The following is a 24,317-nucleotide window of genomic DNA, read 5'->3' on the forward strand; positions in this document are numbered from 1 at the left end:
TGTAAACTTTCGGTATCTGTAGGCTTCAGTTGCAAACTGAAGCCGGTAAAGGGAAAGTTTGCAACTTCAAGCTAATTAAACTAATCTACATTATTTATCAATTGAAATATCGTAAACAGATGGTGTGCTTCGTGCAAAACAAAAAACTCGGTCCATTTTAAAATATTGAGGTTGCCATATTTAAGATGGATGCCTACCCGCGATAATTCTTCTTCGGACAGACCGGTTATCAATTTAATAATTGCCTGGCGGTCGGTTTCTATCCGATCAACCAGATCATTTACCGGTAGTTTTCTCCATGTTTCAAATTCGGGATCATCATCGGCGTTATAGCGGCCGAAAGAGGGGCGGTTTGACGAAAGTATTTTGTTGATCCTTTCAATAAATACAGGTTGGTACTTTGCTAAATGTGTTATATTATCATGCACGTTCCATTTGTCCGGTGCCGGTCTTTTTAATAAACGTTCTTTATCGATCCCCGAAATAAGGGCGGCTATAGTTTGATGTTGAGATGTTAGCCTTGCTGAAAGTGAATTATACAGTTGCATTGAAGTATCTTAAACTATAATGAATTTGTTGAAACAAAGCTATAAGATTTATTTTTTACTTGTTTCGGTTGTAAGTTAAAAGAGTGTAGTTTAACCTGTTGCAAGTGGTTGAAAATTGAAACTGCTGATGAAAATACCACTAAATTTATGCTGTTAATTTGCTGATAATTTAGTATATTTATAATAGCGCGAAGCTAACGCCGGAAGCGAATGATGGAAGTTCTTACGATCTCTTCTCTTTAATACATTTTGAAATTTGTAATAGGTGTTGAAAACCTGATCAAAAAATACCGACAAATACCCCCCTTCGCTGATTTTTCGTTACGAAATTTGCAATTGAAAACCTGTCCATTTATCGGTATAATCAAATCAATAATCGGTGAAATCCTGAAAAATAATCGTAAATTTGCAGCCGAAAGATCACTCTTGTACGTGATCGTATTAACGTACTATTCAAAAACTTTAAATCATACTCGTAGATGATCAACATTACACTCCCCGATGGCTCCGTGCGTCAGTACGACAGCGGCGTAACTGCAATGCAAATTGCGTTGTCAATTTCGGAGGGCCTGGCCCGTAACGTTTTAGCCGCCGAAGTAAACGGCGAGGTTTGGGATGCCGGCCGCGCTATCGAAAAAGACTCAGCCGTAAAATTATTAACCTGGAACGATCTGCAAGGCAAAGCCACTTACTGGCACTCGAGCGCACACTTGATGGCCGAGGCTTTGGAAGCATTGTACCCGGGTACAAAGTTCGGTATCGGTCCGGCTATCGAGACCGGTTTTTATTATGATGTAGATTTTGGCGACCGCGAATTTTCTTCGGACGAGTTCAAAAAGATCGAAGATAAAATGATCGAGCTGGCTAAAACCAAAGAAGAATTTGTGCGCAAACCCGTTAGCAAAGCCGACGCTATAGCTTACTTTACCGAAAAGGGCGACGAATATAAACTCGACCTGATCAAAGATCTTCCGGATGGCGCGATCACTTTTTATACACAAGGTAACTTTACCGACCTGTGCCGCGGGCCGCATATCCCCAATACGGGTTTTATCAAAGCAGTTAAACTGATGAGCGTTGCCGGTGCTTACTGGCGCGGCGATGAAAGCCGGAAGCAGTTAACCCGGATATACGCGGTTACTTTCCCGAAAGCAAGTGAGCTGACCGAATACCTGCACGTGCTGGAAGAAGCCAAAAAACGCGATCACCGCAAGTTGGGTAAAGAACTGGAGCTGTTTGCTTTTAGCGAAAAGGTGGGTATGGGCTTACCGTTGTGGTTGCCAAAAGGTACCGCTTTGCGCGAACGCCTGGTTCAGTTTTTGACCAAAGCACAGGTTAAAGCGGGTTATGAGCAGGTAATTACCCCGCACATCGGTCATAAAAACCTGTATGTAACATCAGGACACTATGAAAAATATGGTGCTGATTCGTTTCAGCCGATCAAAACACCGCAGGAGGGAGAGGAGTTCTTTTTAAAACCAATGAACTGCCCGCACCACTGCGAGATCTATAAAACCAAACCACGTAGTTATAAAGACCTGCCGGTGCGTTTTGCCGAGTTTGGTACTGTTTACCGTTACGAGCAAAGCGGCGAGTTGCACGGCTTAACCCGTGTGCGCGGCTTTACCCAGGATGATGCGCACTTATTTTGCCGCCCCGACCAGGTGAAGGAAGAATTTAAAAAGGTGATCGACCTGGTATTGTACGTGTTTAAAGCTTTAGGTTTTGAAGATTATACTGCACAGGTATCATTACGTGATCCTAATAACAAGGCTAAATACATAGGAAGCGACGAAAACTGGGCAATATCCGAAGCGGCTATTATTGAGGCTGCTGCGGAAAAAGGGCTTCGCACTATAGAAGTTGAAGGTGAGGCCGCATTTTACGGGCCTAAATTGGACTTTATGGTGAAGGACGCCCTTGGCCGTAAATGGCAATTGGGTACCATACAGGTTGACTACAACCTGCCCGAGCGTTTTGAGCTTGAATATACCGGCAGCGATAATTTAAAGCACCGCCCTGTGATGATACACCGCGCACCTTTTGGCTCGATGGAACGCTTTGTGGCTGTGTTAATTGAGCATTGTGCAGGTAATTTTCCGCTTTGGCTTTCGCCGGAACAGTTCATTGTTTTGCCGATATCAGAGAAATATGAAGATTATGCAAAAAAACTTTCAGATTCGCTAAAAGATCACGATATTTGCGGGCTTATTGATTTCAGGGACGAGAAGATTGGTCGGAAGATCAGGGACGCGGAAGTCAAAAAAATACCATACATGCTTATTGTAGGTGAAAAAGAGGAAGCAGAAGGCATGGTTTCTGTACGGAAACATGGCGAGGGCGACTTAGGCAGTATGACAATTGAGGATTTTACACAAAAAATAAAAAAAGAAATAACAGTATAACTTGGCATTAAATAAACCCAATTTTAACAGAGGTCCGAGGCTACCTTTCAAAAAGAAAGAAGCCGAACATAATATCAATCAGTTTATCAGGGCGCAGGAAGTGCGTTTGGTAGGCGATAACGTTGAGACAGGTGTTTACTCATTAAGAGATGCTTTGGCTATTGCCGAAGAACAGGAACTCGATCTGGTTGAAATATCTCCAAACGCGGTACCTCCGGTTTGTAAAGTAGTTGACTATAACAAATTCATCTACGAGCAAAAGAAGAAGCTGAAAGAGATAAAAAGTAATGCCAAACAAACCGTTATTAAGGAGATCCGTTTCGGACCGAACACTGATGACCATGACTTTGAATTTAAATTGAAGCATGCCATTAAGTTTTTAGAAGCGGGCGAAAAGGTAAGAGCCTACGTACACTTTAAGGGCCGTGCCATTGTGTACAAAGAGCAGGGCGAAATATTGCTGCTGCGTTTTGCACAGGCTTTAGAAGAGGTGGGCAAGGTTGAGCAATTGCCAAAACTGGAAGGTAAACGTATGTTTTTAACGGTTACGCCAAAAGGGGCAAAAAAGTAGAATTTTCGAATTAATATAAATATACAACCAGTTTGCACATTTGCTGAGAAGCACGTTTGCAGATTAAAACAAAAACAGAGTTATGCCAAAAATGAAAACCAATTCCAGCGCTAAAAAACGTTTTAGCATCACTGGAACCGGTAAAATTACCAGAAAAAACGCATACAAAAGCCACATCTTAACCAAGATGTCGACCAAACGTAAGCGTAACCTGACCCACACCAGCTTAGTGTCTGATGCGGATATGGGTAACGTAAAACGTATGCTTTGTATCGGAAAGTAATTAATTAATTTTTTAACCAGGTATTAGAGTACACAAGTTCTTCTGAAACAGCGAAGGCACTCACTACCAAAAGCACAAAAAAATGCCACGTTCAGTTAACGCAGTAGCGTCGAGAAGACGCCGGAAAAAGATCATGAACCTTGCAAAAGGTTACTGGGGATCACGCAGCAAGGTTTATACCGTTGCCAAAAACACAGTTGAAAAAGGTTTGCAATATGCTTACCGCGACCGTAAAACCAAAAAACGCGAATTCCGCGGTCTTTGGATCCAACGTATCAATGCTGGTGCACGCCAGTACGGTATCTCTTACTCACAATTAATGGGTAAATTAAATGCAAAAGAAGTAGGTTTAAACCGTAAGGTATTAGCCGATTTAGCAATGAATCACCCTGATGCTTTTAAAGCAGTTGTTGATTCAGTAAAATAAAACACTTTTAAAGCACGAAAGCCTTACCCTAACCGGTGAGGCTTTTTTGTTGGCTTAGACGTCCGACAGGAAACAACCTGAGGACACACAAACAAAAAGAGCCCCGCGATTTATCGCGGGGCTCTTTTTGTTATATGGTGGTTGAGCGTTTAGTTGTAGATAAAGCTGCCATCGCCGCGGCGCATCATTTGCTTGCCGTTACGGGTAGGGGTGCCGCTCCACTTTTGCAGGTTAAGACGCAGGCCCACCAGAAAATAACGGCTCAGCGCGTTTGATTGCGTATTGATGATGGAGTTGGCGGTTACTGTTTGTTCAACAAAGTTGTTTTGGTGCAGTAAGTCGAAAATATCGAAGGTTAACACCAGGTTCTTCTTTTCGAAAAATTCTTTTTGGAAACCGGCGTTGATTACCGTTGGATTGGTTGACAGGCTGCCTAGACCCGCTACGTAGCTTTTAGTAATGCTGTAATTAACCTGCCATGTTTTGAGGAAATACATTTTACCGTCAACTGCTAAGGATGTCCTTTTAACCTCGCTGCTCGACGCGCCGTTTTGTGTAAAGAATGAACGGGTGAGATCATAACCAATGTATGGGTTGATCTCGATATTGTCATTCGGGTTAATACGCGGGCCAAAACGCTCGTCAAACCTCCAGGTAGTACTGCTGTATTTAATGTTGTTACTCATGCTCACGTTATAGCCATAAGTAATATTACCGTTTAACGACAGGTTATATTTACGGTCATCCAATTGCTTGGCTATGTTGTAACGGCCAACCACGGAGTGAGAACCATCGAGGTTTACATAATGTGTTTCGTTGATGTAAGTACCGGCCTTTGCATACGATGAATTGAGTATCTGCAGGTTGTTTGTAGTAATGGCGTTATCAATAATGGTGGTGTTAAGTCCAAACGAAAGATTCACTTTTGAGTTAGCAATGTAATTATTGTACTGCGCATTGATAGAGTGGGTAAAGGCCGGTTTTAGATCGGGATTACCAACTATGGGATTTTGCGGGTTTGACAGATCGGTAAAAGGCTGGATCTGGGTAAATGTAGGCTCGCTGTTTTGGCCCGAGTATGCCAGGCTAAAACGTTGGGTGCGGGTCCACGAATAAGAGAAACGGAACACCGGGATCACCCTGAAATCAGAACGCTCGGTTGCTACATTGCTGCTTGTTGTGCTGTTTAATTTAGTGCCTTTAAGTACTGATGGGATAAATGTAGTACCTACCGATAAGTTGTATTTAACACCATTGAACCTGTAATTGATCGTTCCGCGTGTTTCGGTAAACGAATAGTCGGAAAGGTTACTGCGGCTGGGTAAAGGTATCTCTGAATTATCGTATAATACACTATCGGTCAACGCGGAGTTGTCGTACTGACTGCTTCTTACCTGGGCGTTAAACTCAAGTTGTGAGGTGAGGTTTAAGGGCTCAACATAGGTAGCGCTTGCGCGATAGGTTTTGTTATCACTGGTACGTTTAACACGATAATGCAGCCTTAGTGAGTCGATTTGCGTGCCGCGAACTACATCGCTGTAGTATAACGTTTGGTTGTTCGATTCGCTGTTGGCCTCGTTGTTGGTGTTGTTATAACTTAACTGTAACGATACATTGCGGTGCGGTTTTTTAAATAAGTGCTGGTAAAAAGCTACAATGCCGTAATTAGGTACGCTGTTATCACTGCCCGACAAACCATTTTTGTTATAAAACTTATAATCCGGCTGCATTTCGTTGGTTATCGGATTAAGCTTGTTATAATAGTCATCGTATACGTTTTGCGAAGTGTTCACATTGTCCGAGTTTGAGTAGCTAAAGTTTGGCGTTATTTGTAAAAAGTTAGCGCTGTCAATAGTATACTCCATCTGGAAGTTTACGTTGTGGCTTTTGGCATTGTTTTGGGCCGTGCTGCTCCTGATGTAATTTTCTGTACCTAACGAGCTGAAGTTTGAGCCAAAGCTGTTGTTGATAGAATTTACATCCCTGAAACTATATGCGTAGCTGGCGGTAACCTGTATTTTTTTACCCCATTGATCGCGATAGTTAAATGATGGCGCACCCGATCTGGTTGTACCACCAGTACCACCACCGCCGCCGCCGTTACCACCACCGCCGCCATTAGTAGCGCCACCCTGTACACCGGTAGAGGCAACACCATTAACCGTGTTGCGTATGTTGGCTATTACACCTAATTGCTGGTTAGCATTGATGCGCTGAACAAACAGATTTGCACTATACCGGTCGTCACTACCGTACTGACCGGCTATACGGCCTGTAGTACCAACTGAGCGGTCGGCACGGGTGGTAATGTTCAACACCTTTTGCGGATCACCGTCTTTAATGCCGGTACGGGCAGCCTGGTCGCCATAATCATCAACTATCTGGATCTTCTCGACAATGTCCGCGGGCAGGTTTTGTATAGCCTGGGCCACATTCCCGCCGGCATAATCTTTGCCGTTCAGGCGGGCTTTTACTACTTGCTGGCCCTGGTGCGTTAGTGATCCGTCTGATCCGACTTCCATGCCCTCCATCTTTTTCAGCAACTCGTCAACCGTAGCGTTAGCGTGTACTTTATAGTCGCTGGCGCGATATTCAACGGTATCTACCTTATAAGTTATGCTGGGTACGCCATTAATTTTTACTTCGCCCATCATATGCGATGCCGAGTGCATGATAATAGGTTCTAAAACCACGCGTTTGATGGCATCGTTGTTTAAATATTTACGAACTATGGGCAGGTACCCCAATTCTCTGACCTCTAAAGTAAAAACGGCCTGTTTTACATTTTTTATAACAAAAATACCATCCGCATTGGTTGACGCACGCAAAGTATCGCTTTTAGACGTTAGTGTAATAGTGGCGCCGATGATGGTATTATCGGCAGTATCCTTTACTACGCCGCTTACCTCTCTGAATGGCAGGGCCAGTACCTGTGGCTGCTGCGGCCTGTTGCGCGCCCCGTTATTGCCTCCCTGCGCAAACAGGTCGCCTGAAAGCGTGATCACAAAAAGGATAAGTAGAATTTGTTTCATTAGGATTTGTTTTGGTCTGTGATTTAAAAATAGTATTCCAATGGTACCACAATAAGCGGCACTTTTATATGTCAATCAGGGGATTGTTAGTAAGGTCTTTCGGTCAGTTACAACCTGTACGTTATTATTTTGCCGATCTGGCCAGGGTGTATTTGCCCCAAAAATCGGTTGCTGTGGTTAACTCTTCCATGGCTGTGATGCCACTGTTGTTACCACCGCCAAAGTTACCGCCGCCTCCGCCACGGCCAGCCCGGCCTCCTCCGCCGCCGCCTCCACCAAAGTTACCACCGCCACCTGCACCGCCGCCATTACGGCCGCCACCGTTGTTGCCTCCAAAGCCGCCGTCGCCACCGTTGTCACGGTTTCTGTTGCCGGCATTAACACCATTCATTTTAAAATTGTAGGCAAATTCTTTTGGATCGTCGGCATTAAGTGCAAGTAATTTTAATGGTATGGCCAGTTCGGTAACAAAACTGTCTTCCTCATCAAAACCTGCAGCTGCTTTTATTCCGTATTCGTTATAAATAGATATGGTGCTATCGGTAATATCTTTAAAACCCAGTACGCCTATTTCTCTTATTAATCCAAGAGCGGTTTTATGGGCAACCCTGCTGGCCGAATCGATCTGGGCTGGGGTTTGAGTTTGGTTTCCGCCGCCAAAACCGCCGCGTGCACCACGCAAGGCACTACGGCCCGCGCCTCTTGGCGGCGGCATAGGGAAGGTGATCACAAAGGCATCTTTATCTTTTTTCTTATCGGCGGTGTTAATAGTAAGGCTTATGCCGCCACCCAAAGTTTTAACTATGTTTAACTTATCTTTAACTTTTACAACCAGGTATAAATTTTTATCGTCATTGGCCATGGTGTAATATGCCTTGGTAGTTTTGTTATACGCCTGGAAATCATAACCCCACTCGTTAAGTTTACCATCAATTTTTATGCCTTCGGGAGCTTTAAGGTTGGCAGCCTGGATATCTTTTTGTGCCTGTACATGCCCGCACAACGTCGTTACAAACAGTGCTATCAGTATTAGTTTAAATGAAGATGTAACCTTCGTTTTCATGTTTAATTAGTTGTATTAATTGGTTTTATCTATACCTGTTAAATTATTCCGAGGCCTATTATTTACTCAGGTTATATTGACTGTGAATTTACGGCTAAGTTTAATAGATATTTCAATGTCATATAATTGTTGCGTAAATGTCATACAATTGTTGCATAGACACTTAAAATTGCCCGGTTTGTACAAAAATAAGCCGCTTTTTTTAATTGTGAGATTAAAAAAGTATTTTTAGTATTGGTGTACGGCACTAAAGCACACTAATTAGATGTAAATTATAGATAAATGTTGCATCATGACTTATAAACTAACTGCCTTAACGCCCATGCTCGAAACTCCGGACATAGAAACTACCCTCGATTTTTATACCCGGGTGCTTGGTTTTACAATTGAAAACTATGTACCCGATATGGGTTGGGCCTCGCTTAAATGGGGCGATATCAATATCATGTTCACTTTACCTAATCAGCATCGTCATATCCCTAAACCGATCATGAGCGGATCGCTTTATTTTACTGCCGAAAATGTTGATGAGGTTTGGGAAGACGTAAAAGAGCAAAGCCCGGTTTGTTATCCAATTGAAAGTTTTGATTACGGCATGCGCGAATTTGCCATTTATGATAATAATGGTTATTTATTGCAATTTGGGCAGGAGATAGTAACCGGGTAATACGGAAATAAAAAATAACTAAGTACCCTTTATATTTACCGGAAGCTGGCCTTCCGACAAAAAATAAGATCATGACACAACCTATACCTATCGATGCTGACGATCATTTACATTATAAACCTGTGCGTTTATCCGAAACTACCATTACCGAGCTGATGATCCCATCGTACTCAAACTTTGGCGGCAAGATACATGGCGGTATTTTGCTTTCGCTGATGGATAAGGTGGCTTATGTATGCGCTGCAAAGCATGCAGGCAATTATTGTGTTACTGCTTCTATTGATACGGTGGATTTTTTAGCGCCGATAGAGGTGGGCGAACTGGTATCGCTAATGGGCTCGGTAAACTATGTGGGTAAAACATCGCTGGTAGTGGGGATACGGGTAGTATCCGAAAACGTAAAAACAAACTCGGTTAAACACACCAATACCAGTTATTTTACCATGGTTGCTAAGGATGAGCAAAACACGCCAACTGCTGTGCCGGGACTGATATTGGAAAACCCTACAGAGGTGAGGCGCTTTGTAGAAGCGATACGGCGCAAAGAGCTGAGGCAAAACTATAAACAGGAGGTTGAACAGATAAAGGCCCCGGTTAACTATGAAAAGTGCGAAGAGCTATTGATAGGACAGCGTTGCATGTTTGCCGAAAAAGTGTAATTATCTGGTATGTAAAAATGGTTTTAAAGCACAACGTTGCATTGTATGCAATTGTATAACTAATTGATTAACGCATGAGATTTTGGTGGCTGTTGTTTATTGTTGTTTTTTCTCAAAAAACATTTTCAGCCGTATCATCACCAGCCGATCTATTTTATGAAACAGGGCACCCGGATAGTATTGCAAGAGCCGACCAGTTAAATGCCAAAGCTTACGCTATATTTCTGGCAAGCCCTGCAGCCGCACGCAAGCTATCAGAAAGCGCGTTGATCTTATCGAAAGTAAACAATTATAAAAAAGGCATCGGCGAAAGCTTTTTAAATATCGGGTTAACTTACTGGGCGCAATCATACTACCAGGTAAGCTTGTTATATCTTGATACCGCCGTACATTATTTTGATAAGAATAACCATTTACGCTTGTCTGATTGCTACCGCAACATGGGGCGCAATTATGCCGACCTGAAAAACTATAAAGCGGCATTTGAATATCTGAAAAAAGCCCAATACGAGGCGGATACCAGTAAATATATGCAGGAGGAGGTGATTACCGAGCGTTCGCTGATCTATGCGCGATCGCACCAGTTTAAAAAAGCTGTTACCGCCGTTCATGAAGCTTTAAAACTATGCCGGCAAATACACAATACCGGCACCGAAGCTATTTTGTACGGGCGGCTCACCAGTATTTACAGCGAATACGACGGCAATATCAACTACAAATTAGCAGATGGATATGCCGATACGGCTATCAGCATGAGTTTTTTGAATAATAATAAGCGACTGAGAACAAGCTGTTTTGTATCAAAAGCCGAGATACTGCTTAATTTGGGTAAACCCGATGAAGCACTTAAATATGCACAGAAGGCAAACTTAATGGCCGACAGCTTAGGAATAATGGATTTTATTACTGCATCCTACCAGGCGCTTATTGATGTTTACCAACGCCAGGGTAATACCAAACAAGTACTTTATTACCAGGATAAATATAACAGCTTTTTACTGTGGCTAAACACCATCGATAAACAAAACAGCGCACAACTGATGCGGGATTACTTTTACCTGCATAACCGCCTGCAAAAAATTGACAGCGCGCAACATAACAACCAGATCAACCGGATGCTGGTTAGATCGCAGCAAAGGATCATCATTGTACTGGTTATTTCGTTAGGGCTTTTAATTGCCGGTTTATATGTTGTTTACAGGTTGTATCGCGAAAAAAAGAAGTTAGCGGTAACGCTTACCAGCCAAAATTCAGCCATCAGGCAGCAGTCGGAATTAATCCAGGCACAATCGACACACCTTAATAGTTTAAATAATTTAAAAAATAAGCTTTTGATGGTGATAGGGCATGACCTGCGCGGGCCCATAGGTAATCTGCGCAATGTAACCGACCTGTTTGAGCAGAGGGCGCTTACCGATGATGAGATACACCAGGTGATGAAAAATATGAACCCTGTTGTAAGGGGCGCAGAATTAACGCTGACCAACCTGTTGCAATGGGCAAATAACCAGATACAAGGGAGTAATGTGGCTACTACCGATGTACGGCTGATGCTGGTTGTTGACGAAATGCGCGAAACCTTTGCTTACCTGCTTTCGCAAAAAGACATTACGCTGCAAAATAATGTGGTACCGAAAGTGTTTTTATTTGTTGACGAAAACCATCTGAAAGTGATCTTCAGGAATATGATAAGCAATGCCATCAAATTTACACCTAACGGTGGCTGTATAACCGTTGATGCTGGACCTGATGCCGATAAGATTTTGATCAGTATCAGGGATACGGGGACAGGGATAAAACCGGAAGATATTGATAATTTGTGGGCCAGCCGGCCACCATTATCCAAGGTTGGCACTATGGGCGAAATAGGCACAGGTATTGGCCTGCAACTATGCCGCGAACTGATCGAGCTGAACCAGGGAGAGATCTCGGTTAGATCGACACCGGGCGAGGGCACAACGTTTTATATTAAACTGCCGGGCAGTATCCGGTTATAAATAGCTTAGCCACCATTGTTTATGCGACATTTTATAGCGCATAAACCATTTGCTCGGGAAGTACAGGATTATTACCGCCAGCAGCCAGAAAGCATACACCACAGGTAAACTAAAACCGTAACTGATATGCATAGCCGTACTGATATGGAACGTGATGAAGGCCAGTAACTGTAACAGGTAAATGTGGCACAGGTAATAAAAAAGCGGCACCCTGCCAAACACCAAAAAGATATCGGTTACCTTGTTTTTTACCTTTTCGAGATAAGCTAAAACGATGAGTACCGGGCCCAGGGTAATGAGCAGATAATCGAGTGATGGCGGGTATTTTTGAGCGTTGATAAACGAGAGCACGGTGCGGTACCAAACAGTTTGTTTGGTCCAGTTATCAGGATCGCCGTAAAGGTTAACTGAGCGGATGATGATAAATAGTGCAATAGCCGCAATGCCGATGGTGAGCAATATTTTCTTACGGCGGGCTCCATCAAGTTTATACAGGGTGCCAAAGCTGTACCCGGCCGCCATTACGCCAGCCCATGGGATGATGGGATACAGTACAAATATATGCCTTGTGCTGTTCGCGTAGTTTATCATGTTTTGTACGTGGAACAGGTCCCAGATATCGGTTTCGGCTGCGTTGAAGGATTTGGTATTGATATGATCGAACGCATTGTGGCCGAAGATCAGTATCAGCCCGATTATTGCTATCGCCTCAACCGGCAGGTAGATGAGCCCGGCTAAAATGATCATACAAATGCCGATGACCCATATCACCTGTAGAAACACAAAGCTATAGTCCATTGCAAAACGCCACTCGCCATGCTCCATCGAAAACCCCCAGTTAACCAATGTTAGTTCTAAGATAATGAGCCAGATACCCCTGCTGATCAAAAAGCGGGCAGCTTCGCCTTTGGTCTTTCCACGCGTAAGCGATAAAAAGGCACCTGTACCGGCAAGGAAAACAAAGGTAGCAGCACAAAAATGGGTTATAAACCGGGTGATGAACAACGCAGTTGATGCCTGTGTCAGATCGGTTGGGTTAAAACGGATGATGGTGAAAAAATCGCGCGTATGGTCGAGCGCCATAATTACCATAACAATTCCGCGCATGATGTCGATCGATTCGATACGTTTTTTGGGTGTGGCGAGGGTATCGTTCATTGCAATAAAGGTTTGGCAGCAACCAACTTACAAAAAAAAGTGTTAAACACCAAACCTGCTATTATCGAACAACGAATGTTTTGATTTCGGAATTCGGATTTTCGATTTCGGATTTTTTTTATTTCGAATTTTGAATTTTCAATTAGTCGTGTTCGAAAGATTAGATTTTCATCAAAACTCCTTCCTTGGGGAAGGGTGCGGATGTCTGTGAAGTGGCGGGAAGGGGTCATTTTGCGGGTGTGCATATTCGATAAACCCCTCCCTCCACCCTCCCTGGGGAGGGAATCGCGCGATGCCACTGCTTTTTAATCTTTCGAACACTCGCCATTCAGGATTCATTATTCGACATTTATAGAGGAGCCTCCTGGTAGCAGATAGATCTGAAAAGTGATTTGCCTGCTCACTAATGAATAACTTTAATTAGCTTTTTGATACATCTTTTTTGCATTTGGCTTCTTCAATTTCGGCTATTTCGGCCTCCGAACGGGTCTTTTTCAGGTCGATCCGGATCAGCGCGAAGAGGCTCATATACACATTTGCAACAAATACCAGGGCAAAGCCGCTGATGAGATAGCCCCGCCAATCGTCAAATAATAGCTTGTATCCGGTAATGATCAGCATCGCGATAGTGACATAATGACTAAAGCAATACTCGCAGGTAAACAGGTAGAAAAACTTTCGTTTAACGATGGTTTTGGCTGTTTTAGAGTGTTTTATGCAAACCTCGCGCGGCTCACGGAAAACCTCTTCGTGGGTAACTGTCCACGCAATGCAGGCTATGGGGATAGCCAGTAAAAAAAGCCAGATGATCTGTGCGCTCAAAGCCATATGATACAAATAATTAAAACGCACAAATTGTTTGCTGCTGTTTTAATACAAAATTTTAACATTAAAAGTGTTATGCAGACGGTTTTTATGTTTTGATGTTGCTTTTAGCTATTAAATTTTAATTTTGCTGAATCAGTTTTACACCTCGCCTCAAAGCGCTTTAAATAGAATATCTATGACAGTCGGACTGTTCATTCCTTGTTATGTTGATCAATTTTATCCCGGTGCCGCAATTGCCTGCCTCGAACTTTTGGAAAAGTTAGGTGTTACGGTAACTTATCCTAAAAATCAAACCTGCTGCGGCCAGCCAATGGCTAACTCGGGCTTCGAGCATTTAACGCATGGCTGTAACGAGTTGTTTATTAAAAACTTTGCCGAGTTTGATTATATCGTAGCGCCATCGGGCAGCTGTGTACTGCATATCCGCGATCATTTGCATGATGATGCCCAACCCGAAAAGGCTAAACACATCAGCGAAAAGATATATGAGTTTACTTCGTTTTTAACCGACGTACTGAAAGTGACCAGCCTGCCCGCGAAGTTTCCGCACAAGGTTGGCATGCACCAGAGCTGCCACGGGCAGCGGGGGCTGCACCTGTCATCAATGACGGAACTGGTAGCGCCCGAATTTTCGAAACCGGGAAGCCTGCTCGATATGGTTGAGGGATTGGAAATAGTGGAGCTGAGCCGTAAGGACGAATGCTGCGGTTTTGGCGGTACCTTTTGCGTTGCCGAAGAAGCGGTTTCGGTAAAGATGGGTAAAGACAGGGTGGCCGACCATTTAGCGCATGGTGCCGAATATATTACTGGTGTGGATATGAGCTGCCTGATGCACATGGAAGGTATTTTAAACCGTCAGGGCAGTAAGGTTAAGGTGCTGCATATTGCGGAGATACTGAACTCACAGATGTGAGAATTGAGATATTAGATTTGAGATATGCAATTGCATAACTAATGAACCAATGAACGAATCAACGAAAGACCACGCGGCTTTAGCCGATATATTTAATGCAGACGAAGCCCGTGTAAACTGGCACGATGAAACCTTGTGGTGGATCCGCGCCAAGCGGGATAAGGCTGTGCACCAGTTGCCTGAGTGGGAAGATTTGCGCGAAACGGCATCGCAGATCAAGCACAACGTGCTATCGAACATGAGCGCTTATTTGCAACAGTTTGAGGCTAATGCCAAAGCCAACGGCGTTACCGTGCACTGGGCGGCCGACGCCAAAGAGCATAACGAAATAGTGCTGAGCATTTTGCAAAGGCACAACGTTACCCGCATGGTAAAAAGTAAATCGATGCTGACGGAAGAATGCCATTTGAACGAGTATTTAGGTGAGCACGGCGTTGATGTGATCGATTCGGACTTAGGCGAACGTATTGTACAATTGGCGCATGAACCGCCGAGCCATATTGTGTTGCCTTGTATCCACAAAAAGAAGGAAGAAATAGGCGAGCTTTTTCACCAATACTTAGGTACACCGGCAGGTAACGCAGACCCGCAGTTTTTAACCGAAACGGCACGCCATCACTTGCGTGAGACTTTTTTAACCCGTAAAGCCGCCTTAACGGGCGTAAACTTTGCCATTGCCGAAACCGGTGAATTTGTTGTATGTACCAACGAGGGTAATGCCGATATGGGCGCGCATTTAGCCGATGTGCACATTGCCAGTATGGGTTTTGAGAAGATCATCCCCGAAAGGAAACATCTGAGCGTATTTTTACGCCTGCTTACGCGGAGCGCTACCGGGCAGCCTATTACCACTTACTCGAGCCATTTTAGCAAGCCGCGTAATGGCGAAGAGATGCACATTGTGATAGTGGATAATGGAAGGAGTATACAATTGGGGCGCGAAGAGTTTAGGAACTCGTTAAAGTGTATCCGTTGTGGTGCCTGTATGAATACCTGCCCGGTTTATCGCCGTAGCGGGGGACATAGCTATCATAACGCGATATCAGGCCCGATAGGGGCTATTTTGGCACCTAACCTGGATATGGAAAAATATGCCGACCTGCCGTTTGCGTCAACGCTCTGCGGATCGTGCTCGAACGTTTGCCCGGTTAAAATTGATATACACGATCAGTTATACAAATGGAGGCAGGTAATTGTGAAGAACGGTTATGCTACCAAAACCAAGAAAGCCGGCATGCAGGTAATGACGTTAACGCTGTCATCGCCAACTATTTACCATGTTGGAGGTAAAGCGGGCAGGTGGTTTATGAAACACGTGCCATTTGCTGTGAACAATAAACTGAACCCCTGGTACAAACAACGCGATATGCCGGAGCCGCCAAAAGAATCGTTTGGGGAATGGTACGGGAAGAATAGAGCCAAGAAGTAATAGTAAAGAAGTAAGAATCAAGAATCAAGAATCAAGATAAGAGTGTCGGTTGGCGAGATTCCAATAACCAATAACTCAATAACTCAATAACCAATGTCGAGTAGAGAGAAAATATTAGCGGCCATCGGTCAAAATCAACCGGCCTTGCTGCCTTTGCCGGATATCGGCTTTTTAAAAGGTGGTAGTGAGGACCCGGAAGAAAAATTTACCACGGTATTGACCACCATTGGCGGTAAGGTGTTGAAGGTTAAAAACTTTGACGAGATCAAAAAACTATTGCCTGAGCATTTTGATACTACCAAACGGGTTGTGACCACGCTTATCGAATTGAGTGATGCTGCCGAATTGAATACCGGCGGAGAAATGGACCCCCATACGCTGGAAGATATTGAACTGACCATTACCGGCGCGCATTTTGCCGTTGCCGAAAACGGGGCCGTTTGGGTTACCGAGGATATCATAGGCCAGCGGGTGCTGCCTTTTATTTGCCAGCATTTAGCTGTTGTGGTTGATGTAAAAAACATAGTGCCCACAATGCACGAAGCTTATCAAAAAATTGGTAACGGTGTTTACGGATTTGGTACCTTTATTGCCGGCCCGTCTAAAACTGCCGATATTGAGCAGTCGCTGGTGCTGGGCGCACATGGCCCGCGCAGCATGACGGTTTTTTTATTAGGATAACAATGGAAGTAAGCAAAGGCTATGTGAATGTTACTACGGACGAAAAGGGGATAAGTACCATCGCCTTTTTTCACCCGGCACAAAACTCGTTACCCACAGCTTTGCTTGATGAACTGGCATCGGCCATACAAAAAACCGGGAGCGACCCACAAACCCGCGTTATTATCATAAAAAGCAATGGCGACCGCACCTTTTGCGCAGGCGCTAATTTTGACGAGTTGCTGCAGATCACCAACCTTGAACAGGGTATGAAATTTTTTTCGGGCTTTGCCAAGGTGATCAATGCCTGCCGCACCTCGCAAAAAATGATCATCGGCAGGGTGCATGGCAAGGCCATTGGCGGTGGGATAGGCATTGCCTCGGCGTGCGACCATTGTTTTGCTACCGCGAATGCGTCCATTAAATTAAGTGAATTAAGTATTGGCATCGGTCCGTTTGTTATTGAGCCCGCGGTTACCCGTAAAATGGGATTAAGCGCTTTTTCGCAACTTGCCTTAACAGCAGGTGAGTTTTATACTGCACAGTGGGGAAAAGAACAAGGCCTGTTTGCCGAAGTTTTTGATACTACTGAAGAAATGGATGCTGCTATCGCGGCATCGGCTCATAAAATGGCTGGCTGGAACCCCAACGCTTTAACTGCGCTGCGCAAAACGCTGTGGCACAATACCGATAGCTGGGATACTTTGCTTATCGAACGCGCCGCTATCAGCGGCGAGCTGGTGCTTTCAAACGATGCACAAACTGCCATCAAAAACTTAAAGCCTTCCAGATAAGCGTATTTGTTACAATTGTAACTTTTAAAGCCATCCAGGCGTATAAAAACCCCGTATATTACTACATGGGGGATATGAATTATCTGATTTATGTGAGCTCGTCGTCGCGGGTGCTGGATGCAGAAGATCTGAAACAGTTGCTTGTAAATATTAAATATCAGTACACTAAAAGCGGTATAACCGGGATGATGCTGTACAGCAAGGGCACTTTTTTCCAGGCGTTGGAAGGAGAGGAAGAACAGCTTGAAAGCGCTTTTGAAAAACTGCAGTTTGACGAGATCCAGAAAGGGGTGATCCGGCTAAAAAGCGGCAGAGAAGAGAGCCGCACATTTACCGACTGGTCGATGGGTTTTAAGCCGATGTCGGAAGATGTGACCCGGATCAATGGCTTTGTAAACCCGCTGCGGTACGATTTTTTAACCGACCATGATCAGCGCCATCCGGTTATCAACCTGCTGAAAACATTTGCACAGCATAATTTACAGTACTAATTATTGCCCTCGCTTTTGTTGCAAACCACGCTCAGCATATCAAATTAAAATCCTATTTTCGGTTGTATTATTCCTATGGCCGACAACGATTCACTAACCGACGAAAAAGCAGCTTACAGGCTCAAATCCATATTTGGCGGCTCGATAGGTAATTTAGTTGAATGGTACGACTGGTATATCTATTCGGCTTTCTCACTCTATTTTGCAGGGGCTTTTTTCCCCGAAACGAACGAAGTAGCACAATTGGTTAATACCGCCGGTATTTTTGCCATCGGTTTTTTAATGCGGCCCATCGGGGGCTGGGTTATGGGCGCTTACGCGGATAAAAAAGGACGTAAAGCGGCGCTTACCTTATCGGTATTGTTAATGAGCGCAGGTTCGTTACTAATTGCCCTGGTACCAGGTTACCAAACCATTGGTGTGGCTGCCCCGGTAATATTAACGCTTGCGCGGATATTGCAGGGCCTGAGTGTTGGCGGCGAATACGGCACCAGTGCAACCTACCTGAGCGAGATGGCCACTAAAAAACACAGGGGGTATTATTCAAGTTTTCAGTATGTAACGCTAATTATGGGGCAGTTGCTGGCACTGGGTGTTTTGGTGTTATTGCAACGATGCTTTTTAACACAGGGGCAACTGCATGCCTGGGGCTGGCGCATCCCGTTTGGGATAGGGGCAGTTTTGGCTATATCGGCAATGTATTTGAGGCGAAACCTTACCGAAACTGATAACTTTAAAAAAGAAAAGGCCAATGCCGGTCGCGGAAGCATCAAAACCTTATTGCAGCATCCTAAAGCAGTGTTGCTGGTTGTGGGGCTTACCATGGGCGGTACGGTGGCTTTTTATACGTTCAGTACTTATATCCCCAAGTTTTTGGTAACGACATCGAGGTTTAGTAAAAACGAAGCGACATTGATATCGGCATTAACGCTGTTTGTGTTTATGTTGTTGCAGCCGGTATTTGGTTTGCTGTCGGATAAGATCGGGCGGAAGCCGCTGTTAATTGGTTTTGGGATATTGGGCTCGCTGGCTACTATCCCCATCATGACAACGCTTGGTAAAACGCATGATTTTTGGCTGGCGTTTGCGCTGATCATGGTGGCGCTGGTTATTACCACGTTATATACTTCCATCAACGCGGTTGTTAAGGCCGAGTTGTTCCCGGTAAATGTACGGGCACTGGGCGTGGGGTTTCCGTATGCTGTTGCGGTATCGATATTTGGCGGCAGCGCCGAGTGGCTGGCCCTGACCTTTAAACAAAACGGCCACGCTGACTGGTTTTACTGGTATGCAACAGGCTGTATTTTGATATCGCTTGTGGTATATGCATTGATGAACGATACGAAGAAGTACTCGAAGATGGAAGATTAGATGAGATGTGAGTATTGAGATATGAGTATTGAGACAGGGTAATTATTTTTGCGGTTAGCCGAATTGTATTTATCTCAAATCTAATATCTCACATCTCATATCTAAATTATACTTTCGAACTTCGGCAATAAAATTATCTCAAATCTAATATCTCACATCTCATATCTGAAAAATGGAATTTGGACGCGTTACTACCGAAGAACTGGCGATGGTTGATTTTACCTTGCCGGCTGATCCTGAACTGACTGTTGATACTTTAAAAGCAGCAGGCTTTAAAAAGCAGCTTGATGTGCATGTAGGCTGCGCCAAGTGGGGGCGTAAAGAATGGCTGGGCAAGATCTATCCTGAGAAAACCAAAGAGGCTAACTTTTTGGATGAGTATGTGAAGCATTTTGACAGCATTGAACTGAATGCCACCTTTTACAATGTGTACCCGGAAACGACCATTGAGAAGTGGAAAGAGAAGGCTTTAACCAATCCACACTTTAAGTTTTGCCCTAAGTTTTCGCAAAGCATTAGCCATATTAAGCGGTTAAAGAACGCGGAGGAGGTGACTACCCAGTTTTATAAGGGTATTATGGCCTTTGGCGAAATGCTTGGCCCGCTGTTTTTACAGCTGAGCGATAATTATACGCCTAAAAGCTTACCCGACCTGAAACTTTACCTGCAAGAGCTGCCCAGGGATGTGCCTGTTTTTGTTGAGGTGCGCCATAAAGAATGGTATGCTAACCCGGCTATACGTGATGAGCTTTTTGGCATGCTGAAAGAACTGGGCATCGGCGCGGTAATTACCGATGCTTCGGGCAGGCGGGATTGCGTGCATATGGAGCTGCCTACGCCGCATGCCTTTATCCGTTTTGTGGGTAACAGTTTGCACCCCACTGATTACGCGCGCTGTGATGAGTGGGTGCAGCGGATCAAACAATGGCATAAGCAGGGTCTGCAATCCGTGTGGTTTTTTATGCACCAGCATGATGAGCGTTACTCGCCCGAATTGGCTGATTACGTGGTTAAGGAATTAAACAGAGAGCTTGATCTGAATATTATGCGGCCGAACTTTTTGTCTAAAGATAAAGGGTTGTTTGATTGAAGAATCGCACCCGGCCTATAGCAGACTTTTATGATGGGATGCTGAAACAAGTTCAGCATGACATTTATTGTTTTACCCGATCAATCCCGAAATCACATTAATACTTAATGCCACAATAGCGGTATTAAAAGCGAATGAAATTAACGCGTGCAATAGTGCCAGCCGGCGGATGGAGCGGGAGGAGATCTCCACGTCTGATACCTGGAAGGTCATGCCGATAACGAAGGAGAAGTAAACAAAGTCGAGGTAGTCAGGATTTTTTTCATCTCCGGGGAATTGCAGGCCGCCTATCACGGTATCTTTAGGATCGTTGGTTTGGGGCGTGCTGGTATAATACATGTGCGCATAGCTCATGGTAAACACGGTATGCAGCATCCACCACGAAACCACTACCGAGCCGATAGACATCAATACATGTTTGGTTACATGTGCGTGCTGTGCGGCATCCTTACCGTGGTTGAGCAGCAAAAATATAATGGCGAATAAGCTTACGCATGAGGCGGCGATTACGAAAAGGAGAACAATAAAGCGGCTCGAATCTTTTAACCTGGCTATGCGGCGCATTTCGCGCGGGTGGGCGCTGGTGATGATCAACCAGTCTAATATAATGATGGTTAGTGCGCAACTACCCCACGACAACATAATGAGTGCCGGTACCGAAACTTTGCTCCATAATAAAGCCAGCACTACGGCTGTAACGCCTAATGATATCATTAACCGGTGATGCGCGTCTAAGCGCATCAATACGGTAGGAGCTTTGATTTGGTTTGCTTTAGCCATTAGTCTTCTTCAATAATTTCGATAACGCGGCCTACCTGCCCGTCTTCCAATCGTACCTTTATGCCACGCGAGTGGAAAGATGAACTGGTAAGCAAGTCTTTAACTATACCGCGGGTACGTTTGCCGCTTCGCTGATCTTTTTTTAAGATGATATCAACTTCCAGTCCCGGGAATATGTCGCTGCGGTTTTGTCCGTTCATCGGTTTATTATATTATTCCGTCATTGCGAGAGTATTTACTCTGGTACAGCCGCTCTGCTCCGTGCGATTGCCACGCTATCGCTCGCAATGACATTGATTTTTGGTTAATTGCTTCGTCCCTCGCAATGACGCTTGGAGTATTTTATTTAACTAATTGATCTATTGCCTGTTCAACTTTAGCAAAATTAAACTGACTTACAATTTGCTGCATTGCGGCGGTAATATGTTTGTTGCCTAAATTACCGATACTGCCTTCGTGGGTGTGGTTAATGTTATGATCAGGCTTAAACTCGCCTTTTTCTATAGCCAAACCAACCTGTTTGTATGCATCACGGAAAGGTGTGCCACTTAATACCAGGCGGTTAACTTCTTCCACACTAAACAGATACGCGTATTTAGGATCGTCTAATATATTGTTTTTTACCTCAACATGTTCCAACATAAAAGCTGCCATGTGCAGGCAGTTTTTGATATCAGCGAAAGCCGGGAAAAGCAACTCTTTTAACAACTGCAGCTCGCGGTGATAGCCCGATGGCAGGTTGGTGGTCATCATGGCTACATCGTTTGGCAAAGCCTGCAGGCGGTTGCAGCGGCCGCGCATAATCTCCCAAACATCGGGGTTCTTTTTATGCGGCATAATGCTCGAGCCTGTAGTCAGGTTTTCGGGGTAACTTACAAAAGCAAAGTTTTGGCTCAGGTACAGGCATTGGTCCATAGCCATTTTGCCCAGCGTTGCCGCGATGGATGATAATGCCTGCGCAATGATGCGCTCGGTTTTGCCGCGCCCCATTTGCGCGTACACTACGTTATAGTTGAGATGTTCAAAACCTAACAGCTTAGTGGTGAGGGTACGATCGAGCGGGAAGGAAGAACCGTAACCGGCCGCCGAGCCCAGCGGGTTTTTATTGGTGATGTGATAAGCAGCCAGTATCATTTCGAGGTCGTCAACCAAACTTTCGGCGTAAGCACCAAACCATAAACCGAATGAGGAAGGCATGGCGATCTGCAGGTGCGTGTAGCCCGGCAGTAATACGTTTTTATGTTTTTCGCTCAGGCTGATGAGCAGATCAAACAGGGTTTGCACCGATGATACCACCTCCTGCAATTGGTGGCGGAAGAACAGTTTAAGGTCGACCAGTACCTGATCGTTACGGCTGCGGCCGCTATGGATCTTTTTACCCGCTTCGCCAATGCGTCGCGTAAGCAGCAACTCCACCTGCGAGTGGATATCTTCGACCTCGGGCTCTATTTTAAAATCGCCTTTGGCTATATCGGCATAAATGTTTTTTAACTCTTTTTGTACAATATCCAGGTCGGCCTGATCCAACAGGCCAACGTGCTGCAGCATGCGGGTATGTGCCAGTGATCCCAATACATCAAACGCGGCCATTTGCTCATCAAACTCACGATCGCGGCCTACGGTAAAGCTTTCTACCAGTTGATCGACACTGGTAGTTTTTTGCCATAATTTGCTCATGTTGCAAAGATGCTATAAATAATTTATTTGGGTAAATGTTAAAGGCGTTATTAAAATGAACAACCGTGTTTGTGTTTTATAAATATGAGAAATTAGGATATTTTTTTATCTATAAGTTATATATATTAATAATTTATATTATATATATTTACATCAATCAAAACCTATTAGCTTATGAAAACTATTAACCTGTTCCGCCTATTGGTGTGTATTGTTTTATTGTTTGTGTTTTCGTGCAAAAAGCAGGGAGCAATGATAAACGACAACCCTGCATCATCCGGGGTTTCTGCGGCGTTATTGAACGATCCGAATTTTGTACCATTAGCGACGGCTTCTAAGGCGGCTGAACAAGCGCCACTTAGTCCGCTTACCTCAAAGTTAAGCAAGCAAAATACCGCTCCTTCGCCCAAAACTATCTTAAACTATATTACTGTGCCTGATAATGTGACACCATCATACTATATTTTTAATTATACGGGAGGCGGTTATGTAATTATACCTGCCGACAGCAGGGTACAACCCATTTTGGCTTATAGTGATAAAGGCAGTATCGCAAAGTCGGGAAGAATTTCATTAGGACTTGGAAACTGGTTAGAAGTTAATCATAAAAATATGGTATTACTGAGAACCAAGCCTGCATTAAAGCAGCCATCGGACATAGGAAAGTTATGGAGCGGCCTGGTAGGTACAAGTGCTGCCGGCGGTAACCAGGTAAACAGGGTGCCGATACAAGTTTGCCAGGATAGCTATACCACTACAGTTACAGGGCCATTACTGCCTACAGAATGGGGGCAGGGTTTTCCGTATAATCAAACATGCCCCGGTGGTAATTACTCATTCGGGCACGTACCAACAGGTTGTGTTGCAACTGCTATGGCGCAGGTTATGTATTACTGGAAAGCACCTTACTATTTTAACTGGCCCGGCATGCCTTTAACCACCTCATACCAGAGTAATTTCGATGTGGCTTTCCTGATGGCATCGATAGGTGTATCGGTTGAGATGGATTATAACGATTCGGGCTCAGCACCGCATACAGATATTTTCAGCCCGTCGGGTATTTCGTGTACAGATGCACTTAAAAACTCGTTTGGGTACGGATCGGCCGCAGAAGGCGATTTTAATATCAGTACCGCTGAAAATAACTTATACTCAGGCATGCCGGTATTATTATCGGGTACCACGGATGATCATAGTTTTCTTTTCTGGGAATGGGGATATGATGGGCATGAATGGGTTACCGATGGCGCCGAAGATTGTACCTCAATTGTGTGTTTATCAGAAGATACTTCTATAGGCGAAACCTTTACTTATTTGCATATGAACTGGGGATGGAACGAGACATGGACCACCAGTAATGTAAATGGCTGGTATGGATTTGGCGTTTGGCAGGTATTAAACGGCAGTACGGTAGAAAACTATCAATACAACAAGAAGATGACTTATAATATTCATCCTTAAATATTATTATTAT

The 24,317-nt window shown here is 44.3% G+C and carries 23 protein-coding genes; 15 read left to right on the forward strand and 8 right to left on the reverse strand.

The window, feature by feature from the left end; genetic code table 11:
• Positions 1-80 precede the first annotated feature (80 nt).
• Positions 81-548 (reverse strand): DinB family protein, encoded by a 468-nt coding sequence (locus ACFGVR_RS17050; RefSeq protein ID WP_448698555.1) that lies wholly within the window; start codon positions 546-548, stop codon positions 81-83.
• A 479-nt stretch (positions 549-1,027) separates the two neighbouring features.
• Between ACFGVR_RS17050 and thrS the strand changes: the two genes are divergently transcribed.
• The 4 genes from thrS to rplT all read left to right on the forward strand — a co-directional run bounded on the left by thrS (position 1,028) and on the right by rplT (position 4,234).
• Positions 1,028-2,953 carry a threonine--tRNA ligase gene (thrS, locus tag ACFGVR_RS17055; protein WP_448698556.1) on the forward strand — a complete coding sequence of 642 codons (1,926 nt, stop codon included), beginning with the start codon at positions 1,028-1,030 and terminating at the stop codon, positions 2,951-2,953.
• Between the two features lies 1 nt (position 2,954).
• Entirely contained in the window at positions 2,955-3,524 is a 570-nt protein-coding gene (gene infC, locus ACFGVR_RS17060) for a translation initiation factor IF-3 (RefSeq protein WP_448698557.1), read from the forward strand.
• A gap of 82 nt (positions 3,525-3,606) precedes the next feature.
• Positions 3,607-3,807 (forward strand): 50S ribosomal protein L35, encoded by a 201-nt coding sequence (gene rpmI / locus ACFGVR_RS17065; protein ID WP_302866404.1) that lies wholly within the window; start codon positions 3,607-3,609, stop codon positions 3,805-3,807.
• An 82-nt stretch (positions 3,808-3,889) separates the two neighbouring features.
• Positions 3,890-4,234, forward strand: a complete 345-nt coding sequence (gene rplT, locus ACFGVR_RS17070) for a 50S ribosomal protein L20 (RefSeq protein ID WP_448698558.1) — start codon at positions 3,890-3,892, stop codon at positions 4,232-4,234.
• Between the two features lie 149 nt (positions 4,235-4,383).
• On the opposite strand, the gene ACFGVR_RS17075 is transcribed toward rplT, so the two are convergent.
• Both ACFGVR_RS17075 and ACFGVR_RS17080 read right to left on the reverse strand, forming a co-directional pair.
• On the reverse strand, positions 4,384-7,266 hold the full coding sequence (locus ACFGVR_RS17075) for an outer membrane beta-barrel protein (protein ID WP_448698559.1): 2,883 nt from the start codon (positions 7,264-7,266) through the stop codon (positions 4,384-4,386).
• 124 nt (positions 7,267-7,390) lie between these two features.
• Positions 7,391-8,329 (reverse strand): hypothetical protein, encoded by a 939-nt coding sequence (locus ACFGVR_RS17080; protein ID WP_448698560.1) that lies wholly within the window; start codon positions 8,327-8,329, stop codon positions 7,391-7,393.
• Between the two features lie 292 nt (positions 8,330-8,621).
• On the opposite strand from ACFGVR_RS17080, the gene ACFGVR_RS17085 reads away from it, so the two are divergent.
• The 3 genes from ACFGVR_RS17085 to ACFGVR_RS17095 all read left to right on the forward strand — a co-directional run bounded on the left by ACFGVR_RS17085 (position 8,622) and on the right by ACFGVR_RS17095 (position 11,652).
• Entirely contained in the window at positions 8,622-8,996 is a 375-nt protein-coding gene (locus ACFGVR_RS17085) for a VOC family protein (RefSeq protein WP_448698561.1), read from the forward strand.
• Between the two features lie 71 nt (positions 8,997-9,067).
• Positions 9,068-9,655 (forward strand): acyl-CoA thioesterase, encoded by a 588-nt coding sequence (locus ACFGVR_RS17090; protein WP_448698562.1) that lies wholly within the window; start codon positions 9,068-9,070, stop codon positions 9,653-9,655.
• Positions 9,656-9,729: 74 nt separating this feature from the next.
• On the forward strand, positions 9,730-11,652 hold the full coding sequence (locus tag ACFGVR_RS17095; protein WP_448698563.1) for an ATP-binding protein: 1,923 nt from the start codon (positions 9,730-9,732) through the stop codon (positions 11,650-11,652).
• Here the strand turns inward: ACFGVR_RS17095 and ACFGVR_RS17100 are convergent.
• Together ACFGVR_RS17100 and ACFGVR_RS17105 are read right to left on the reverse strand one after the other, a co-directional pair.
• Positions 11,647-12,810 (reverse strand): DUF1624 domain-containing protein, encoded by a 1,164-nt coding sequence (locus ACFGVR_RS17100; protein WP_448698564.1) that lies wholly within the window; start codon positions 12,808-12,810, stop codon positions 11,647-11,649. The two genes, ACFGVR_RS17095 and ACFGVR_RS17100, sit on opposite strands and share 6 nt — an antisense overlap.
• 420 nt (positions 12,811-13,230) lie before the next feature.
• The gene (locus ACFGVR_RS17105; protein WP_448698565.1) at positions 13,231-13,638 is read right to left on the reverse strand and encodes a hypothetical protein; all 408 of its coding nucleotides are present in this window, start codon (positions 13,636-13,638) and stop codon (positions 13,231-13,233) included.
• Between the two features lie 175 nt (positions 13,639-13,813).
• Here ACFGVR_RS17105 and ACFGVR_RS17110 point away from each other — a divergent pair, with 175 nt between their 5' ends.
• The 7 genes from ACFGVR_RS17110 (at position 13,814) to ACFGVR_RS17140 (ending at position 20,386) form a co-directional block, all read left to right on the forward strand.
• Positions 13,814-14,551: a (Fe-S)-binding protein gene (locus ACFGVR_RS17110; protein WP_448698566.1), complete on the forward strand. Its 738-nt coding sequence runs from the start codon at positions 13,814-13,816 to the stop codon at positions 14,549-14,551.
• 49 nt (positions 14,552-14,600) lie between these two features.
• Positions 14,601-15,980 (forward strand): LutB/LldF family L-lactate oxidation iron-sulfur protein, encoded by a 1,380-nt coding sequence (locus ACFGVR_RS17115; RefSeq protein ID WP_448698567.1) that lies wholly within the window; start codon positions 14,601-14,603, stop codon positions 15,978-15,980.
• A gap of 93 nt (positions 15,981-16,073) precedes the next feature.
• The gene (locus ACFGVR_RS17120; RefSeq protein ID WP_448698568.1) at positions 16,074-16,661 is read left to right on the forward strand and encodes a LutC/YkgG family protein; all 588 of its coding nucleotides are present in this window, start codon (positions 16,074-16,076) and stop codon (positions 16,659-16,661) included.
• A gap of 2 nt (positions 16,662-16,663) precedes the next feature.
• Complete coding sequence (locus ACFGVR_RS17125; RefSeq protein ID WP_448698569.1) at positions 16,664-17,434, forward strand: enoyl-CoA hydratase/isomerase family protein; 771 nt, start codon at positions 16,664-16,666, stop codon at positions 17,432-17,434.
• 74 nt (positions 17,435-17,508) lie between these two features.
• Entirely contained in the window at positions 17,509-17,925 is a 417-nt protein-coding gene (locus ACFGVR_RS17130) for a BLUF domain-containing protein (protein ID WP_448698570.1), read from the forward strand.
• 75 nt (positions 17,926-18,000) lie between these two features.
• Positions 18,001-19,296, forward strand: coding sequence for an MFS transporter (locus tag ACFGVR_RS17135; RefSeq protein WP_448698571.1), 1,296 nt, complete (start codon positions 18,001-18,003; stop codon positions 19,294-19,296).
• 172 nt (positions 19,297-19,468) lie between these two features.
• Entirely contained in the window at positions 19,469-20,386 is a 918-nt protein-coding gene (locus ACFGVR_RS17140) for a DUF72 domain-containing protein (protein WP_448698572.1), read from the forward strand.
• Positions 20,387-20,458: 72 nt separating this feature from the next.
• On the opposite strand, the gene ACFGVR_RS17145 is transcribed toward ACFGVR_RS17140, so the two are convergent.
• The 3 genes from ACFGVR_RS17145 to argH all read right to left on the reverse strand — a co-directional run bounded on the left by ACFGVR_RS17145 (position 20,459) and on the right by argH (position 22,843).
• Entirely contained in the window at positions 20,459-21,166 is a 708-nt protein-coding gene (locus ACFGVR_RS17145; protein ID WP_448698574.1) for a DUF1345 domain-containing protein, read from the reverse strand.
• On the reverse strand, positions 21,166-21,366 hold the full coding sequence (locus ACFGVR_RS17150) for a YwbE family protein (protein ID WP_448698575.1): 201 nt from the start codon (positions 21,364-21,366) through the stop codon (positions 21,166-21,168). The genes ACFGVR_RS17145 and ACFGVR_RS17150 overlap by 1 nt, the downstream gene beginning before the upstream one ends.
• Before the next feature lie 142 nt (positions 21,367-21,508).
• Positions 21,509-22,843, reverse strand: coding sequence for an argininosuccinate lyase (gene argH, locus ACFGVR_RS17155; protein WP_448698576.1), 1,335 nt, complete (start codon positions 22,841-22,843; stop codon positions 21,509-21,511).
• A gap of 174 nt (positions 22,844-23,017) precedes the next feature.
• Between argH and ACFGVR_RS17160 the strand changes: the two genes are divergently transcribed.
• Entirely contained in the window at positions 23,018-24,304 is a 1,287-nt protein-coding gene (locus ACFGVR_RS17160) for a C10 family peptidase (protein ID WP_448698577.1), read from the forward strand.
• Positions 24,305-24,317 lie beyond the last annotated feature (13 nt).

The organism is Mucilaginibacter aureus, from assembly GCF_053514885.1.

Coding starts and splice junctions, on each gene's coding strand:
- ACFGVR_RS17050 (WP_448698555.1), bottom strand. CDS start 548: ATGCAACTGTATAATTCACTTTCAGCAAGGCTAACATCTCAACATCAA.
- thrS (WP_448698556.1), top strand. CDS start 1,028: ATGATCAACATTACACTCCCCGATGGCTCCGTGCGTCAGTACGACAGC.
- rpmI (WP_302866404.1), top strand. CDS start 3,607: ATGCCAAAAATGAAAACCAATTCCAGCGCTAAAAAACGTTTTAGCATC.
- rplT (WP_448698558.1), top strand. CDS start 3,890: ATGCCACGTTCAGTTAACGCAGTAGCGTCGAGAAGACGCCGGAAAAAG.
- ACFGVR_RS17075 (WP_448698559.1), bottom strand. CDS start 7,266: ATGAAACAAATTCTACTTATCCTTTTTGTGATCACGCTTTCAGGCGAC.
- ACFGVR_RS17080 (WP_448698560.1), bottom strand. CDS start 8,329: ATGAAAACGAAGGTTACATCTTCATTTAAACTAATACTGATAGCACTG.
- ACFGVR_RS17085 (WP_448698561.1), top strand. CDS start 8,622: ATGACTTATAAACTAACTGCCTTAACGCCCATGCTCGAAACTCCGGAC.
- ACFGVR_RS17090 (WP_448698562.1), top strand. CDS start 9,068: ATGACACAACCTATACCTATCGATGCTGACGATCATTTACATTATAAA.
- ACFGVR_RS17095 (WP_448698563.1), top strand. CDS start 9,730: ATGAGATTTTGGTGGCTGTTGTTTATTGTTGTTTTTTCTCAAAAAACA.
- ACFGVR_RS17100 (WP_448698564.1), bottom strand. CDS start 12,810: ATGAACGATACCCTCGCCACACCCAAAAAACGTATCGAATCGATCGAC.
- ACFGVR_RS17105 (WP_448698565.1), bottom strand. CDS start 13,638: ATGGCTTTGAGCGCACAGATCATCTGGCTTTTTTTACTGGCTATCCCC.
- ACFGVR_RS17110 (WP_448698566.1), top strand. CDS start 13,814: ATGACAGTCGGACTGTTCATTCCTTGTTATGTTGATCAATTTTATCCC.
- ACFGVR_RS17115 (WP_448698567.1), top strand. CDS start 14,601: ATGAACGAATCAACGAAAGACCACGCGGCTTTAGCCGATATATTTAAT.
- ACFGVR_RS17120 (WP_448698568.1), top strand. CDS start 16,074: ATGTCGAGTAGAGAGAAAATATTAGCGGCCATCGGTCAAAATCAACCG.
- ACFGVR_RS17125 (WP_448698569.1), top strand. CDS start 16,664: ATGGAAGTAAGCAAAGGCTATGTGAATGTTACTACGGACGAAAAGGGG.
- ACFGVR_RS17130 (WP_448698570.1), top strand. CDS start 17,509: ATGAATTATCTGATTTATGTGAGCTCGTCGTCGCGGGTGCTGGATGCA.
- ACFGVR_RS17135 (WP_448698571.1), top strand. CDS start 18,001: ATGGCCGACAACGATTCACTAACCGACGAAAAAGCAGCTTACAGGCTC.
- ACFGVR_RS17140 (WP_448698572.1), top strand. CDS start 19,469: ATGGAATTTGGACGCGTTACTACCGAAGAACTGGCGATGGTTGATTTT.
- ACFGVR_RS17145 (WP_448698574.1), bottom strand. CDS start 21,166: ATGGCTAAAGCAAACCAAATCAAAGCTCCTACCGTATTGATGCGCTTA.
- ACFGVR_RS17150 (WP_448698575.1), bottom strand. CDS start 21,366: ATGAACGGACAAAACCGCAGCGACATATTCCCGGGACTGGAAGTTGAT.
- argH (WP_448698576.1), bottom strand. CDS start 22,843: ATGAGCAAATTATGGCAAAAAACTACCAGTGTCGATCAACTGGTAGAA.
- ACFGVR_RS17160 (WP_448698577.1), top strand. CDS start 23,018: ATGAAAACTATTAACCTGTTCCGCCTATTGGTGTGTATTGTTTTATTG.